The following is a 13,861-nucleotide window of genomic DNA, read 5'->3' as shown; positions in this document are numbered from 1 at the left end:
AGTGACAAACCAAGTCAACTTACATATGCTTTACCGGGTCACGCGCCCGTCTCATCCCTCACCTGGTGGAAAGCAACCGGGAAAAGGCCGAAAAAGCACCGGTGACTGCTGTGCTGAGCTTTGACACCAACTGGTCCGAAAGATTCCCCGAGTTCAATCCTCGCGCTGCTGGTATGCGGGAAATGTTCCGTGACAATGAGGGTGTTCGCCACTCGTCCGGTTTGTTGTCCTCATCTATTGCTGCAGGTTACTTCATCATCGCTACGCGTGCGCTAGGTTTGGCTGCGGGTCCTATGACTGGCGCTGATTTTGAGGGTATCACCCAGGAGTTCTTCCCCGATGGCGAGCGCAAGGCTTTTTTGGCGGTTAATCTGGGGTACGGCGTCCTCCCAGAATATGACCGTAGCCCCCGCTTCTCCTTTGATGAAGCAGCAGAGATTCTCTAATCACTGGTGAATAAAAAATAAGGCAGGTTTTGCTCTTGAATAGAGCGAAACCTGCCTTATTTTTTATGGTTCTTAGAATCTCACGGTGTCGGGCTTACTTTGCCTGCGCACCAATTTGCCCGACGGATAGCTGACCTGTTCCCGATGTGGAGCATGCCTCAGCGGGGAAGTTCAGCACCAGCGAAGACGACGTACCTGGAATACTCACGCGGTAACCGGCTGCCTGAGTGGGCTGGCAGGATGCCGCGTCGTAAAGCCCCGCACGAGTTTCACGAAGCGTTGCGGTCGCAGATTCGCCCGCGCCGATAACGGCTCCCGAGCTGGTCCACTCTGCGGCCTGTTTAGCGGCTGCGCCTATCTGGTTGCCCTGCGCGTCCACGTAATTGACACTGGGGTAACCGCTCAACGAGCACGGTGTAGAACCGGAGTTGGTGAAGGTGAGGTTCATATATCGAGAGCCTGCAGCCCCGCCGCCGGGGGCTACCTCTGCGGCAATACGGATGTGCTCGTAGTCGCATGCTGCGCTCTGCTGAGCATCTGCATTCGCTGTTTCGTTAGGTGTAGCCGCGGCGCTGGATTCGGTAGCCGGCGCTGGAGCCGGGGTTTGTGGCTCTTGGGTCACCGTGGTGACGCTACCCCGAGGAGGCGCCGTTTCCTCTGTGACCTTAGGTTCGGTGACGGTTGGCTCATGAACGGTCGGAGTTGCTACCGGACTGGGGGTCGCAGCGGGTGAGGTGCGCGTTGCGCTGGGTTTGGGCGATTCCGATGCAGTAACAGATGCGGTAGATGAAGCTGATACTGCGGCAGTGGGTGCCTCGGTCGGGGTTTCAGGCGTACTTTCCCCACCGCCACAAGCGGAGAGCGCTAAAATGCTGATGCTCGCTACGAGGAGGAGAGAATGCCGAGGGGATTTGAGGGGGCTCATATTACATCCCAGGTTTGAGGGTCACCGTTGCGCCATCAAGACCTTCGGCGTATTCGGTCTGGCACGAAAGGCGGGAGTATTCGTTGGCGACGTCGTCGACCATATCTAGCAAATCTTCTTCAGCTTCGGTGCGTTCTCCTGATGCTTCGAAATGTTCAGGATCGATGTACGCGTGGCAGGTAGCGCAGGAGGCGTTGCCTCCGCAGGTAGCTAGAACGGGGAACTGGTTTGCTAGCAGGGCGTCAAGGAGCGTCTGATCTTCTTCCCAGGTTGCTCCGCGAGTCTCGCCGCTCTCGTTAACTACATTGATGTTGATGCTCATGAGAATGTACTCCTTGTAATTTTTCGCTCATTATTATTCTAGAGCGTGGTGAAGTTTTACCCTATTATGCCCAGTATGGAGAGCATAAATCTTGCTCTCGTGGGCAATCCCTCACTCACTCCGCACCTAGAAATGGCGTGGAAAAACAAAAAACCCGCTTCCGAAGAAGCGGGCTATTTAGTGCGCCCGAAGGGATTCGAACCCCCAACCTTCTGATCCGTAGTCAGATGCTCTATCCGTTGAGCTACAGGCGCATGTTCTGTTTTCCGGGCTACCCCGTTTCAGCAACAGGTAATACTCTACACGCGCTAGAGAACCTTGCCAAATCGAAAAGGGGTGACACTCGTTACACGTTACCCGCTGGAAGAAGAAGCCCCGAAAACTAGCGGAAGTTCATCAACTATTTATCGAAAAAACGCAAGAGGTTGAGCTATATTCTGACATTTGTGCGTAATTGATGGTTTAAACCCACTCTTTACTGTTACTTTGGTGTTCTAATCACAAAGAGGTGATGGTCTTCAAAACGTTGCGTTGTCCTTCATTCTCAGTAGAGATGACGCATTTGCTTCTTAAAGAACGAGAGGCAAAGTTTGTGAAGATTCAAATCTTCGGCACAACGCGGTGTCGCGGTGCGTAAAACTTTAAGGGGAATCGTCAGATGGCTGACCTTTCAAACGGTACTGTTTCTTCCGGCCTGAACCAGCAGGTTCAAGACCAGCTTGCTCAGGCACCAACTCAATACACTGAGCTGGTGGATTGGGTACGAGAAGTCGCTGAGCTTACCGAACCTGAATCCATTGTGTGGGTTGATGGCACGGAAGAAGAATATGACCGCCTAGCCGGTGAACTCGTGGAAGCTGGTACTTTCCGCCGTCTTTCTGATCATGAGTTCCCAAACTCTTACGTCGCTTTTTCTGACCCCGATGACGTCGCCCGTGTTGAAGAGCGCACTTTCATCTGCTCCGAGACCGAAGAGGCAGCTGGCCCCACTAATAACTGGCGCGATCCTGCCGAGATGAAGTCGCTGATGAAGGATCTGTACCGCGGTTGCATGCACGGTCGTACCATGTACGTGATTCCTTTTGTCATGGGCTCTCTCGATGCCTCTACTCCTCGTTTCGGCGTAGAAATCACTGACTCTGCATATGTAGTATGCTCCATGCGCATCATGGCAACTATCGGTTCTGATGTCTTGAAGAAGATGTCTGATACCAACGCTTTCTACGTCAAGGCTCTGCACTCTATCGGCGCTCCCTTAGAAGAAGGGCAGCAGGATGTGCCCTGGCCCTGCAACCCCGAGAAGTACATTGTTCACTTCCCCGAGGAGCGTGCAATCTGGTCCTTTGGTTCGGGTTACGGCGGAAACGCACTGCTGGGCAAGAAATGCTACGCCCTGCGTATTGCATCGGCGATGGGACACGACCAAGGCTGGATGGCAGAGCACATGCTTATCCTCAAGGTCACTAACCCTGAGAACAAAACTAAATTCATCTCCGCCGCTTTCCCCTCTGCCTGCGGTAAGACCAACTTCGCACTCATGGATCCCACTCTTGAGGGATGGAAGACCGAGATGGTGGGCGATGACATTTCCTGGATCAACTTCGATGAAAACGGCACCCCTCGCGTCGTCAACCCCGAAGCAGGTATGTTCGGTGTAGCTCCGGGTACCGGCTGGTCCACTAACCCCAACGCTATGCGCGCAATCGCCAAAGGCAACAATATCTTCACCAACGTTGCTTTGACTGATGACAATTCGGTGTGGTGGGAAGGTAAGACCGATGAGGTACCCGACCACCTTATCGACTGGCAGGGCAACGACTGGACCCCTGAATCGGGCCGTCCTGCGGCACACCCTAACTCACGTTTTTGCACCCCGCTCAACCAGGTAGACATGCTCGCAGAAGAGTTCTACGAGCCTGAAGGTGTGCCTCTGTCGGCAATCATCTTCGGTGGACGTCGTAAGACCACTATTCCTTTGGTGTCTGAAGCTGAGTCGTGGAGCGAAGGCGTTTTCCGCGGCGTAACGTTGTCTTCTGAAACTACTGCTGCAGCTAAGGGTGCTGTGGGCGTGGTTCGCCGCGACCCCATGGCAATGCTTCCTTTCATCGGCTACAACGCTTCTGACTACTTCCGCCACTGGCTTGACCTGGGCGAGAAGCACGGCGAAGAGAACATGCCTAAGGTGTACTACGTCAACTGGTTCCGCCGTACCCCCGAGGGTGGTTTCGCGTGGCCTGGCTTCGGTGAGAACTCCCGCGTGGTGAAATGGGTTTTCGATCGTCTTGAAGGTACCGCAGGCGGCGAGCACACCCTCATGGGTACCGTGCCCACCCGTGAGGACCTTGACTTGACCGGTCTCAAAATTGAGGACAACGAGCTAGACGCTGCGCTAGCTGTCAATGTTGATGAGATCGAAGCTGAGCTTATCGGCATCGATGAATGGCTGGAGAAATTCGGTGATGACCTGCCTCAACGCATTCACGAACAGCGTGATGCACTGGCACAGCGTATTGAAGAAGCTCGTAGCAATTCCTAACCATTAGACGGACACATTAGTACTGAACCGGCGATATATTGCTCTCAATATATCGTCGGTTCAATTTTTTAGATTATCTAAGCTCTATAATCAATCTTTGGCTTTAAACAACAGTAATATTTGATACCGAAACTAGTTTTCGTTCGCTAGAAATGACCTCTGCGGTCATTTCACATATCACTCTCCATCTGAAGGGACAATCAGCAGTGGATAACTTGCTCAGTGTTAAGGGCGTGACTAAAAAACACGAACATCTGCGAGCGCTTAAAGGCGTAGACCTTACAGTGGTGCGCGGTGAAGTATTGGGTCTGCTCGGGGAAAATGGTGCGGGTAAATCCACGCTGCTTTCGATTCTCGGTGGATGGGACACCGCGGATTCTGGGACGATGATGCTGGCAGGGGAGCCGTATGCGCCGTCGAACCCCGATGAGGCTCTAGCTTGCGGAGTCGGCTCGATTCGCCAGAAATTCTCGGTAGATCCTACGCTGACGGTAGCGCAGACCATCTTCCGCTCGACCTTTCATGCGCAGAAGAGCGAGCAGGAGCAGAACGAGCGTGCCGCCGAGCTTCTGAGCGAAGCGGGCTTGAAAATTAGCCCTTCCTCCCTGATGGGCGATTTGGTGCGTGCAGAACAGGCTCTCATCGAGGTTGTGCGTTTAGTAGCTGAAGAAACCCAGCTGGTATTGATGGATGAAGTTGCGGCGACTTTCAATGACTATGAGATTTTCCAGTTCCATGAGATGACCCGCCGTTTGGTCTCTGAGGGACGTTCGGTCATCTATATCACCCACCGCTTGGATGAAATTCGTTCCCTGGCAGATCGCGCGGTCATTTTGGAAGATGGCATCATCTCCCATGAAATCGTACCCGGTCACATGAGCGCTGAAGACATCGCTTTTAAAATGTTCCGCCGCGAAGTCTCAATGCATCAGCAGCCTTCTGACTTTGTGGAAGAGACCCCCCGTCTCACTATCGAGAACCTCAATGGCGCCCAGGGTTTCTTGAAGAATGTTAATTTCACTCTCGCTCGCGGTGAAGTTCTAGGACTAACCGGTTTGCGTCGTTCGGGAATTAACGAAATCGCCTCGGCGCTGGTTGGCGTAGATGAGACCGCTGAATTCGGAGCCCTTCGCATCAACGGTGAAGACGTCACGATTTCCAGCCCCGAGGACGCCGTCAGCTACGGCATCGGGTATCTCTCAGACAACGACGACGAACTGGGTCTCGCAAACGAACGGTCCATCGCAAAGACCCTCATGGATTCTGCGGGAATCACCAAAGATGAAGGTGCAGGTTTCTTGCACGAAGTCTCTGCCCTTCGCGAGGTAGCAGAGCAAATCCGCAAGCTACACATCAAGACCACCAACATTCAGGGTGAAGTCGGAAAGCTCTCCGGCGGTGACCAGCAGAAAGTGGCGCTGGCACGGTGGATCAGCTCGGACTGCGACATTTTGATTCTCAACCACCCCACCCGCGGCATCGACGTCAGCGCAAAGGTAGAAATCTACAAGATGCTCAAGGACCTTACCGCTGAGGGCGTTTCTATTCTTTTGATTGGCTCGGACATGTCAGAGCTCATGGGACTGTGCAACCGTATCGCTGTCATGAAGGACGGCGAAATCGTAGCAATCCAAGAGCACCGAGACGCTACCGAAGACACGCTGATGGAAGCTGCAATCGGCGATTCTATTATCTAACAGGTTATTTCGAAGACGCTGAACTCGAGCAAGCACAGCAACGGTGTACTAACCTTCTCACGAAGTTCGCTAGCGCTCACGCGGTGATTCATGCCAGCCCCAGCCAGTTCACCTTACTGCTGTGCTTGCTCGAGCTCTTGCTACTGAATAGACTCCTTCACATAAGGTAAATAAAAACCAATGGCCGGTGATTCCCTAGAAATCACCGGCCATTGGTTTATAAGTTGCCTCTGTGGGGCTTCGCTTCTCTGCGTCTAGCTTGTGGGGCTTAGAGGGAGATACGGTTTGCGATGGTGTTGAGCTTGTGGCGAGCGAGCGCTAGGTTCGCGGTGTTACGATCAAGCACCAGATAAACGAACAGACCAGCGGTCTCAGAAGCGTTGAGTACGTTAATGAGGTGGTACTGGGAGTTGAGGGTAATCATGATGTCTTCGATGTTGCCCTCTAGACCGAGATCGTTCATGGTCTTGAGCTTTGCGCGGACAACGTTGGAGTTACCTGCTGCTGCAACGGTGAGATCGAACCCGGGGTTGCCGCCGGAAGCTAGAGCCATGCCCGAAGAGATGTCCACGAGTGCTGCGCCGTTTGCGCCTTCGATGGAAAGAAGTTCCTGGATTGAGGTGTCAAGCTGTGACATGAGTGAATCCTTATCTGGTGTTATTGATCGTCATGGACTTTAGTACTAACCCGATCAGCATTTGACGAGCACCAATTTTATTCTTCAAGTTCCCCCTGAAAAAGATGCTTTAGCAATGCTTGTGGGCACAAACTATTTACAATGTTACCCACAAGTAAAGAGTTTCGAAATCATCCTTTTGACGATATTTTGCGGTGAACATAACTTTGTCGAGGTGTTTGTACATATAAGTGTGTATAGTCGCTAGTCACAAGCGGATGCACTGTGAATATGGTTCTGAACTCATTTCGCACTAGTGCGCACTGTGGTTTGTTCAGAGGAGTAAACTAAATTTCAGATCATGCCAAAAAATCATGAAGGAGGGGCATTGCGTCTAACTGCTTTTTCCGACGTTTCATTACGGATCATGATTCTTTTGGCTGGTGCCGAGGACAAGAAGCTTTCTACCCAGACTATTGCTCAGGGAGTGGGCACGCCCTATAACCATGTGGCTAAATCCGTTGCGTTCTTGGCAAATCATGGATGGGTTGTGGCAACTCGCGGGCGTGCCGGCGGCGTCGTCTTGTCTGAGGCTGGCAAGAATGTGACGGTTGGTCATATTCTGCGCCAGACCGAGGGGGATATTCCCATGGTGGAGTGCGAGAGTGAACATGGTGATTGTCCGCTGAATTCTTCCTGCCGCTTGCGGGGCTATCTTTCCAGGGCTCGGGAGGCATTCTTTGAGGTTCTAGATCCCATCACGATTTCCAGCCTGCCCACACAGAGGCAGATGGGTCCGGTTTTTGTTGAGCTGGGCTTGGGGCCGCTGAGCCAGACGAAGAAGTTAACTCAGGCATCATAGATGAAGATGAGCTGTTTATGAAGCAGCTCATCTTTTTTATTCCTTATCTTGCATTGAATATGCTAGTTTTGGAAATGGTTAATCAACATTTTGTTCCAAAGGAGAGACACCGTGCTTTCAGAAAAGTCACGACCCATCATTGAAGCCACCGCGCCCGTCGTTGCCGAGCGGATGCCTCACATCACCCCGGAGTTCTACAAGCGTATGTTCGCCGCTCGTCCTGACCTGATGGACGGCATGTTTTCACGTTCATCGCAGCTCGAAGGCACTCAGCCCCAGGCGCTCTCTAACTCAATCGTCATTTTTGCTACTTATATTTTGAACAATCCCGATAAGTACCCCGACGAAGTGCTCTCCCGCGTGGCACACAAACACACCTCCCTGGGACTGCTCGAAGATGAGTACCCCACCGTCTACAAGTACCTGTTTGAAGCTATTGCAGCGGATCTGGGCGACGCCTGCACCCCTGAAGTTGCCGAGGCGTGGAGCGAAGTTTACTGGTTGATGGCAAACGCTCTTATCAAGATTGAGAAGGGTCTTTACGCACAGCAGGCTAACGACGTCATGCGCGCGCCCTTCAAACTTGTATCCCGCAAGGAAACCGGGGATCAGGTAGTAGATCTTACTTTTGAACCTGCAGATGACACCGCGATGACCGAGGCAAAAGCCGGTCAGTACATCTCACTGTTTACTCAGGCAGAAGATGGTCTCCTGCAGCCTCGCCAGTACACGTTGCTACCCTCGGAGAAGAACCAGCGCCGCGTAGCTATCAAGCTCGACCCCAACGGTGAGATGACTAAGCGCCACTTCGCTCTGCAGGAGGGTGACGTCGTTGATATCTCAAACCCCTACGGTGATATCACCCTGGGTGGATTTGGCGACGACGGCTCGGGGCCGCTCTACCTCTTCTCGGCAGGTATCGGTGTAACCCCTATGCTCGCTTTCCTCTCCGAACTGGTGGACCAAAACTCCCAGCGTGAAGTTGTAGTCGTTCATTCCTCTTCCAGTAAGGACGCGTGGCCGTTGCGCGAAGAAATGGAAGAGCTCGTAGGCAAGCTGGCTAACGGCAAACTCATTAGCTTCTTGGGCGATGGTTCGGGCGATTTTGAAGGTCGCGTGGATGTTTCCAAGCTTGATGTTCCCTCCGATGCCTCGGTTTATCTCTGCGGACCTCTTGGCTTCATGAAGGACACCCGCTCGGCTCTGGTGGATGCAGGTGTTCCTGGTGTCCAGATTCAGTACGAGATTTTTGGTCCTGACCAGTGGATGCTTCGCGATACTGCACGAGCTGAAAACAAGTAACGGTTATTCTTCATATCTAAAGTGCCGCTTCCTTATCAGGGGAGTGGCACTTTGGGTGTAAAAAATAAATCCTATTTCCAGGAAAGAGTGGTTCCTGGCTCAATGGCGCCCAGCTTACGCAGTTTGAGCGCTGGTACTTCAATGACGGCGGCGGTACGCGCCGGTGAAGGTAGGCGGAGAGTTCCAAACCCGGGCTTGACATCGTAGGCGACCTTGAGCACTCGGTTCTGGGCATCTAGCCATACGACGTCGAGCGGAAATTGTACACCTAAAAGAGTCAGTGAGGTAGCTTTCCGTGGGAGAACTAGAAGAAGACCGTGAACGTTTTTGAGTTTTTGATGTCCTGACAGCCCTTTACTCAACGAGTCAGTGGTCTCTGCAACGGCGAGCTTGAGAGAACCTGCCGGTCCGACGACGGTGCGGTGGGGGAGAGCATCTAGATTCTGCGCATCTCGGGAGGCTATAAATTTCAGCGCCTGATAGAGGGCAATGCCCGCCAAACAAAGAACGGCTAGTAACACTACTGTCCACCACAGTAAACCCATAGATATACCTCGTCCTGAAATACGTTCGTGAAAAATGAGTTGATAGTAAAACACCACGTCAGAAAATGGTTGCTTACCCCCTAGTTTATATAGTTAAAAAAACCACTGCGACGATAGGTGAACTTCAATGGAGAATTCCCCACAACTCCCAGGCAGAACCGAACGCCCCGTTCCTGCTTCCCCGGCGAAATCTTCTCGGATTCTGGAGGGTATTTCGGCATTTGTTCTGGTAGCTGGAGTTATTTACGCTGTGGTGACTTATGTTGGGTTGCCTCAAATAGTTCCGGTTCATTTCGGTCCCAACGGAGAACCTGACGACTGGGGCGATAAAAATCAATTCCTTCTCGCACCTATCATGCTGTGCATGGTGACTCTTTTCTGCCTGGTGATAGCGCGATTCCCTCGAATCCATAATGTGCCGAAAACTCCTTCAACCGCTGAAGGATGGCAAGCTCTCTATACTTGCTCCCGCAATATGCTGCTGTGGACCTCTATCGGAGTAGGGCTCATGCTCGTTTTTGTCACCTATTCAACATCGCATCCAGAAACATCAGGTCCGTGGATGGCGTTGTTAGTGCTTTTCATCCTTGCGCCCATCGTTTATTACATTCCTAAAATGCTGAAAATTGCCAAGTAGCCCCACAGCTGCCGGCTCTGCGCTAGCATCAAATTATGCTTCCTGATTCAACGTTGGTGCTTAGTTTTTTCATCATTTTGGGTGCTGGGCTGAGCGCTGGTTTTATTAACGCCATCGTTGGCTCTGGAACCCTTATTTCATTCCCCCTTCTGCTCCTACTGGGGTATCCGCCGCTCACCGCTAACATTTCAAGCTCGGTGGGTTTGGTTGCGGGAAATATCTCCGGTGCATACGGTTACCGCAGGGAAATTCGGCAGAATTCGGGTCTTATCAGAATGCTCCTACCCAGCTCTATTCTGGGCGGTATTACCGGTGCTTCTCTGTTGTTGATTCTGCCCGAATCAGCCTTCGCCTTCGTCGTACCAGTGCTCATTGGTTTAGGCCTCATCATGGTGGTTGCGGGGCCCAGAATTCAGCAACGAGTAGCTGCCGCTCGCTCACATGATACTAACGCTCAAGAAATTCTTGGCACCACCCCTGAACCGGCGCTGCCCCGGGACAAAAAACGGCTGGCGATCATCGTCATCGTCTATCTGCTGGGCATCTACGGAGGCTACTTCGGTGCCGCCCAGGGCGTACTGATGATTGGTTTCCTGGGCGCGCTCCTCACCGTCTCTCTGCAATCTCTCAATGCCGTGAAAAACTTGCTCGTTGCGTTCGTCAATATTCTGTCGACGCTAATTTTTGTCACCTGGGCGGGCGATATCATCAACTGGTTCGTTGTGCTTACCATCGCCGCAGGAGCGGCGGTGGGCGGCCTCGTAGGGGCAAAGGTTGGACGACGTCTGCCCGCAAATCTTCTTCGGGCAGTCATCCTGGTAATCGGTACTGTAGCGCTCATCAATCTGCTGCTGAGTTAGAAGACTACTTCCGCATACGCTAAAGGGCGCTCCCTGTCAGAAACAGAGAGCGCCCTCGAAGTGCTTACGTCCTAGCGACTAAACACGAAAGTGATTAGGCACGAACCAGAGCTAGAATCTCATCGCGTACACGTTCCATGGCTGCCTGATCAGGGGCTTCAAGGTTCATCCGCAAGAAGGGTTCGGTGTTGGAGGGGCGAAGGTTTACCCACCAGCCCTCAGTCTTGTGCTCAAAGGTAGTGCCATCCATCTCGGAAACCTCAACAGAATCGCCGAGAGCTTCGCGAACCCGTGCAATAGCTGCGTCCTTATCTTCCACCTCAGAGTTAATCTCACCGGGGGAGAAGTAGGGCTGGTACTCAGCACCGATTTCGGAAAGCTGTTTTTCGGAGTTACCTAGAACTGCTAGCACGTGCATTGCGGCAAGCATGCCGGTATCCGCGTTGAAGAAGTCCTTGAAGTAGTAGTGAGCTGAATGCTCGCCACCGAAGATGCCGCCTTCAGAAGCCATGACAGCCTTGATGAAGGAGTGACCCACGCGGGTCTTTACCGAACGGCCACCGAGCTTCTCCACGAGTTCAGGAACAGCCTTAGAGGTGATGAGGTTGTAAATAATAACGGGCTCAGCTTCGCCTTCTGACTGGGCACGCTTGATTTCGCGTTCTGCCACGATAGCGGTGATAGCAGAAGGTGAAACGGGCTGACCCTTTTCGTCGATGACGAAGCAACGATCGGCGTCGCCGTCGAAAGCTAGACCGATATCTGCACCATGCTCCACAACAGCTTTCTGCAAATCCACGAGGTTAGCAGGCTCTAGAGGGTTAGCGGGGTGATTAGGGAAGGAACCGTCCAACTCGAAGTACAGAGGAACGATATCCAAAGGTAGACCGGGAAGAATTGAATCGCCTAGGACTGCGGGGGTGGTCATGCCGCCCATGCCGTTACCGGCGTCAACAACAACCTTTAGAGGGCGGATGTTGGAAAGATCAACGAGGTTGCGTAGGTACTCTGCGTAATCTTTGAGAATGTCTTTTTCTGAAACAGTTCCCTGGGTTTCGGACTGGGGGATTTCTCCGGCGTTCAGGTATTGCTGTGCCAAGTCGCGGACGTCGAACAGACCGGTTTCCGAAGAAATCGGGACGGCGCCAGCCTTAGCCATCTTCATGCCGTTGTATTCGGCGGGGTTGTGCGAGGCGGTGAAAGTTACGCCCGCTGCATTCTCCACGCCGCAGGCAAAGTAAAGCTCATCGGTTGAGATGAGGCCTATTTTGATGATGTTTGCGCCACGAGCGGTAGCTCCTTCGGCGAAAGCATTAACGAAATCGGAGCCGGATGGGCGCATATCGCTACCCACCAGAATGTTCTGACCTGCGAGTTCCAGAACATCAACGAATGCTGCTGCGGTTGCACGAACGGTATCCTCGGTGATGGTTTCACCGACGATGCCACGAACGTCGTACGCCTTAAAAGATGCGGTTAAATCAATAGTATTCACAGGTTTATTCTACGTGGCGAGGGCTTTTTTGCGATGTGTACTCAGAGATATTACTTTTATATGGTGAGGAACACCGCAGGTAGTCCCCTAAATAGGGGGTACCTCTTGACGAATATGGTTGGATAAGAGCATGGGCGAACTATTTCGGTTGGTTAACAAAACGCAACACTACGCCTGGGGATCACATGAAACCCTGGCTCATATGCGTGGACTGTCTGCACCCAGCGACCAGCCAGAAGCTGAGGTTTGGGTGGGTGCGCACCCTTCCGCTCCTTCAGAAATCGATATTGATGGGCACAAAATGGGTCTTGACAGAGTGGTCGAAAACACTCCAGACCGCATTTTGCCCCAGGGAGTTGAGAACTTCCCTTTCCTCTTTAAGATTCTTGCCATTGACGCCCCCCTGTCTATCCAGGTTCACCCCACTGACGCCCAAGCAGAATCTGGATTTGACCGCGAAAATCAAGAAGGAATTGCCCTCGATGATTCCTCTCGTAATTACAAAGACCGCCATTCAAAGCCGGAAACCGTTATTGCTCTAACTCCCATGAAAATTTTGACGGGAGTTCGCCCAGACCATGAAGTTCAAGAAATTGCCACGGCTTTTGGTCTGAGCTGGCTCGCGGATTTACTTCCTGTAAATTCAGGAAAAGAGCTTTTGGCAAAGATTATTCGCCTCAGCGAGGGCGACGCCGCGGTCGCTCTTGAAGAAACGTTAGACGGTGTTCGCACCTGGGCTAAGACTCACACCGGTGGTCCTTGCACTCTGGAGCGCGCTGCCGAACTCGTGGAGCATATTGAGGAAAAGTGCCCGGGTGATCGAGGGTTGCTGGTGGCTGTAGTGATGAATCTGCTTTATCTAGAACCGGGTGATTCTGCGTTTACTCCAGATGGTCAGGTTCATGCCTATGTTTCAGGTACAGCCATTGAAATTATGAACCCCTCAGATAATGTGTTGCGCGCGGGGCTGACTCCTAAACATATTGATACTCAAGAGCTAATCGAGGTCTTACGCGATGACCAGTGCGCCCCTGAGGTGGTTCGTGCAAACCCTGATGACGCGGCGGTGGGCAAATTTTCTTTGTGGGATGAGCGTCTTTTACTGACCCGTATTCGAGTTCCCGCCTCGCAAGCTGTGGATTTCACGTTTGAGGGAACCTCCACTTTGCTTTCTGTAGCAGGGGAGCTAACAGTTGAGTCGGAGCAACAGAGTTTCACCGTGTATCCGACTGAGTCGCTGTTACATTCTGGTAGCGACACTGCTACAACCATCAGAGGATTAGGCGAGGCATACGTAGCCACCTACGTGTAGTTAGCTCAAGATAAAAACAAGGACGGGCGCACCCACCGCGGGTGCGCCCGTCCTTGCCTGAAGATGAGTGAGTTAGCTCTTGACGACGGTAATGGACCATTCTGCAGGACCGCGTTTGACGAAATCTTTAGTTCCATAACCATTTTCAGCGGCCCAGCGGGGGATGGATTCAGTTCCCTGAGTGCAGTCGAAGTTAATGATTAATTCATCGCCGGAGCTGAGAGTCTCCATCGCTTCCTTAGCTTCTTGAACAGGGAAAGGGCAGACAAGCCCATCAGTTTCTAATACACGTTGTGCCATATTGTT

At 52.4% G+C, this 13,861-nt stretch carries 14 protein-coding genes and 1 tRNA gene; 8 read left to right on the top strand and 7 right to left on the bottom strand.

From position 1 onward, the window contains the following. Positions 1-101: 101 nt before the first annotated feature. Positions 102-446, top strand: coding sequence for a nitroreductase family protein (locus IDM48_RS09665; protein ID WP_068168590.1), 345 nt, complete (start codon positions 102-104; stop codon positions 444-446). 94 nt (positions 447-540) lie between these two features. Here IDM48_RS09665 and IDM48_RS09660 read toward each other — a convergent pair whose 3' ends face one another. The 3 genes from IDM48_RS09660 to IDM48_RS09650 form a co-directional block, all read right to left on the bottom strand. Next, complete coding sequence (locus tag IDM48_RS09660) at positions 541-1,371, bottom strand: DUF4232 domain-containing protein (protein ID WP_190617145.1); 831 nt, start codon at positions 1,369-1,371, stop codon at positions 541-543. Position 1,372: 1 nt separating this feature from the next. Continuing rightward, positions 1,373-1,693: a 2Fe-2S iron-sulfur cluster-binding protein gene (locus IDM48_RS09655; protein ID WP_068168600.1), complete on the bottom strand. Its 321-nt coding sequence runs from the start codon at positions 1,691-1,693 to the stop codon at positions 1,373-1,375. 181 nt (positions 1,694-1,874) lie between these two features. After that, positions 1,875-1,947: transfer RNA gene (locus IDM48_RS09650), tRNA-Arg, on the bottom strand. A 404-nt stretch (positions 1,948-2,351) separates the two neighbouring features. Between IDM48_RS09650 and IDM48_RS09645 the strand changes: the two genes are divergently transcribed. Both IDM48_RS09645 and IDM48_RS09640 read left to right on the top strand, forming a co-directional pair. Next, positions 2,352-4,229, top strand: a complete 1,878-nt coding sequence (locus IDM48_RS09645; RefSeq protein WP_190617143.1) for a phosphoenolpyruvate carboxykinase (GTP) — start codon at positions 2,352-2,354, stop codon at positions 4,227-4,229. Between the two features lie 233 nt (positions 4,230-4,462). Continuing rightward, positions 4,463-5,926, top strand: coding sequence for a sugar ABC transporter ATP-binding protein (locus IDM48_RS09640; protein ID WP_190617141.1), 1,464 nt, complete (start codon positions 4,463-4,465; stop codon positions 5,924-5,926). Positions 5,927-6,194: 268 nt separating this feature from the next. Here IDM48_RS09640 and IDM48_RS09635 read toward each other — a convergent pair whose 3' ends face one another. Then, positions 6,195-6,563 carry a hypothetical protein gene (locus IDM48_RS09635; protein ID WP_068168604.1) on the bottom strand — a complete coding sequence of 123 codons (369 nt, stop codon included), beginning with the start codon at positions 6,561-6,563 and terminating at the stop codon, positions 6,195-6,197. Positions 6,564-6,930: 367 nt separating this feature from the next. Between IDM48_RS09635 and IDM48_RS09630 the strand changes: the two genes are divergently transcribed. Next, complete coding sequence (locus IDM48_RS09630; RefSeq protein WP_068168605.1) at positions 6,931-7,404, top strand: RrF2 family transcriptional regulator; 474 nt, start codon at positions 6,931-6,933, stop codon at positions 7,402-7,404. Between the two features lie 111 nt (positions 7,405-7,515). Further along, a complete protein-coding gene (locus tag IDM48_RS09625; RefSeq protein WP_190617140.1) occupies positions 7,516-8,706 on the top strand; it encodes a globin domain-containing protein in 1,191 nt (396 codons plus the stop codon). A gap of 71 nt (positions 8,707-8,777) precedes the next feature. Here the strand turns inward: IDM48_RS09625 and IDM48_RS09620 are convergent, their stop codons facing one another. Next, a complete protein-coding gene (locus IDM48_RS09620) occupies positions 8,778-9,251 on the bottom strand; it encodes a DUF192 domain-containing protein (protein WP_190617138.1) in 474 nt (157 codons plus the stop codon). 127 nt (positions 9,252-9,378) lie between these two features. Between IDM48_RS09620 and IDM48_RS09615 the strand changes: the two genes are divergently transcribed. Together IDM48_RS09615 and IDM48_RS09610 are read left to right on the top strand one after the other, a co-directional pair. Further along, a complete protein-coding gene (locus tag IDM48_RS09615; protein ID WP_068168608.1) occupies positions 9,379-9,888 on the top strand; it encodes a DUF1648 domain-containing protein in 510 nt (169 codons plus the stop codon). 35 nt (positions 9,889-9,923) lie between these two features. Continuing rightward, a complete protein-coding gene (locus IDM48_RS09610) occupies positions 9,924-10,748 on the top strand; it encodes a sulfite exporter TauE/SafE family protein (protein WP_190617137.1) in 825 nt (274 codons plus the stop codon). Positions 10,749-10,842: 94 nt separating this feature from the next. Here the strand turns inward: IDM48_RS09610 and IDM48_RS09605 are convergent, their stop codons facing one another. Beyond that, on the bottom strand, positions 10,843-12,243 hold the full coding sequence (locus IDM48_RS09605; protein WP_190617135.1) for a phosphomannomutase/phosphoglucomutase: 1,401 nt from the start codon (positions 12,241-12,243) through the stop codon (positions 10,843-10,845). A gap of 130 nt (positions 12,244-12,373) precedes the next feature. Between IDM48_RS09605 and manA the strand changes: the two genes are divergently transcribed. After that, the gene (gene manA, locus IDM48_RS09600) at positions 12,374-13,555 is read left to right on the top strand and encodes a mannose-6-phosphate isomerase, class I (protein ID WP_190617133.1); all 1,182 of its coding nucleotides are present in this window, start codon (positions 12,374-12,376) and stop codon (positions 13,553-13,555) included. A gap of 72 nt (positions 13,556-13,627) precedes the next feature. Here the strand turns inward: manA and IDM48_RS09595 are convergent, their stop codons facing one another. Next, a complete protein-coding gene (locus IDM48_RS09595) occupies positions 13,628-13,855 on the bottom strand; it encodes a sulfurtransferase TusA family protein (protein ID WP_190617131.1) in 228 nt (75 codons plus the stop codon). Positions 13,856-13,861 lie beyond the last annotated feature (6 nt).

Origin of the sequence: Rothia amarae (assembly GCF_014705945.2) — a bacterium.
GTDB classification, from domain to species: Bacteria; Actinomycetota; Actinomycetes; order Actinomycetales; family Micrococcaceae; genus Rothia; species Rothia amarae.
The sequence above is the reverse complement of the archived record's forward strand: the minus strand, read 5'-3'. Positions and strand labels throughout refer to the sequence as shown.

Coding starts and splice junctions, on each gene's coding strand:
- IDM48_RS09660 (WP_190617145.1), bottom strand. CDS start 1,371: ATGAGCCCCCTCAAATCCCCTCGGCATTCTCTCCTCCTCGTAGCGAGC.
- IDM48_RS09655 (WP_068168600.1), bottom strand. CDS start 1,693: ATGAGCATCAACATCAATGTAGTTAACGAGAGCGGCGAGACTCGCGGA.
- IDM48_RS09645 (WP_190617143.1), top strand. CDS start 2,352: ATGGCTGACCTTTCAAACGGTACTGTTTCTTCCGGCCTGAACCAGCAG.
- IDM48_RS09635 (WP_068168604.1), bottom strand. CDS start 6,563: ATGTCACAGCTTGACACCTCAATCCAGGAACTTCTTTCCATCGAAGGC.
- IDM48_RS09620 (WP_190617138.1), bottom strand. CDS start 9,251: ATGGGTTTACTGTGGTGGACAGTAGTGTTACTAGCCGTTCTTTGTTTG.
- IDM48_RS09615 (WP_068168608.1), top strand. CDS start 9,379: ATGGAGAATTCCCCACAACTCCCAGGCAGAACCGAACGCCCCGTTCCT.
- IDM48_RS09610 (WP_190617137.1), top strand. CDS start 9,924: ATGCTTCCTGATTCAACGTTGGTGCTTAGTTTTTTCATCATTTTGGGT.
- manA (WP_190617133.1), top strand. CDS start 12,374: ATGGGCGAACTATTTCGGTTGGTTAACAAAACGCAACACTACGCCTGG.
- IDM48_RS09595 (WP_190617131.1), bottom strand. CDS start 13,855: ATGGCACAACGTGTATTAGAAACTGATGGGCTTGTCTGCCCTTTCCCT.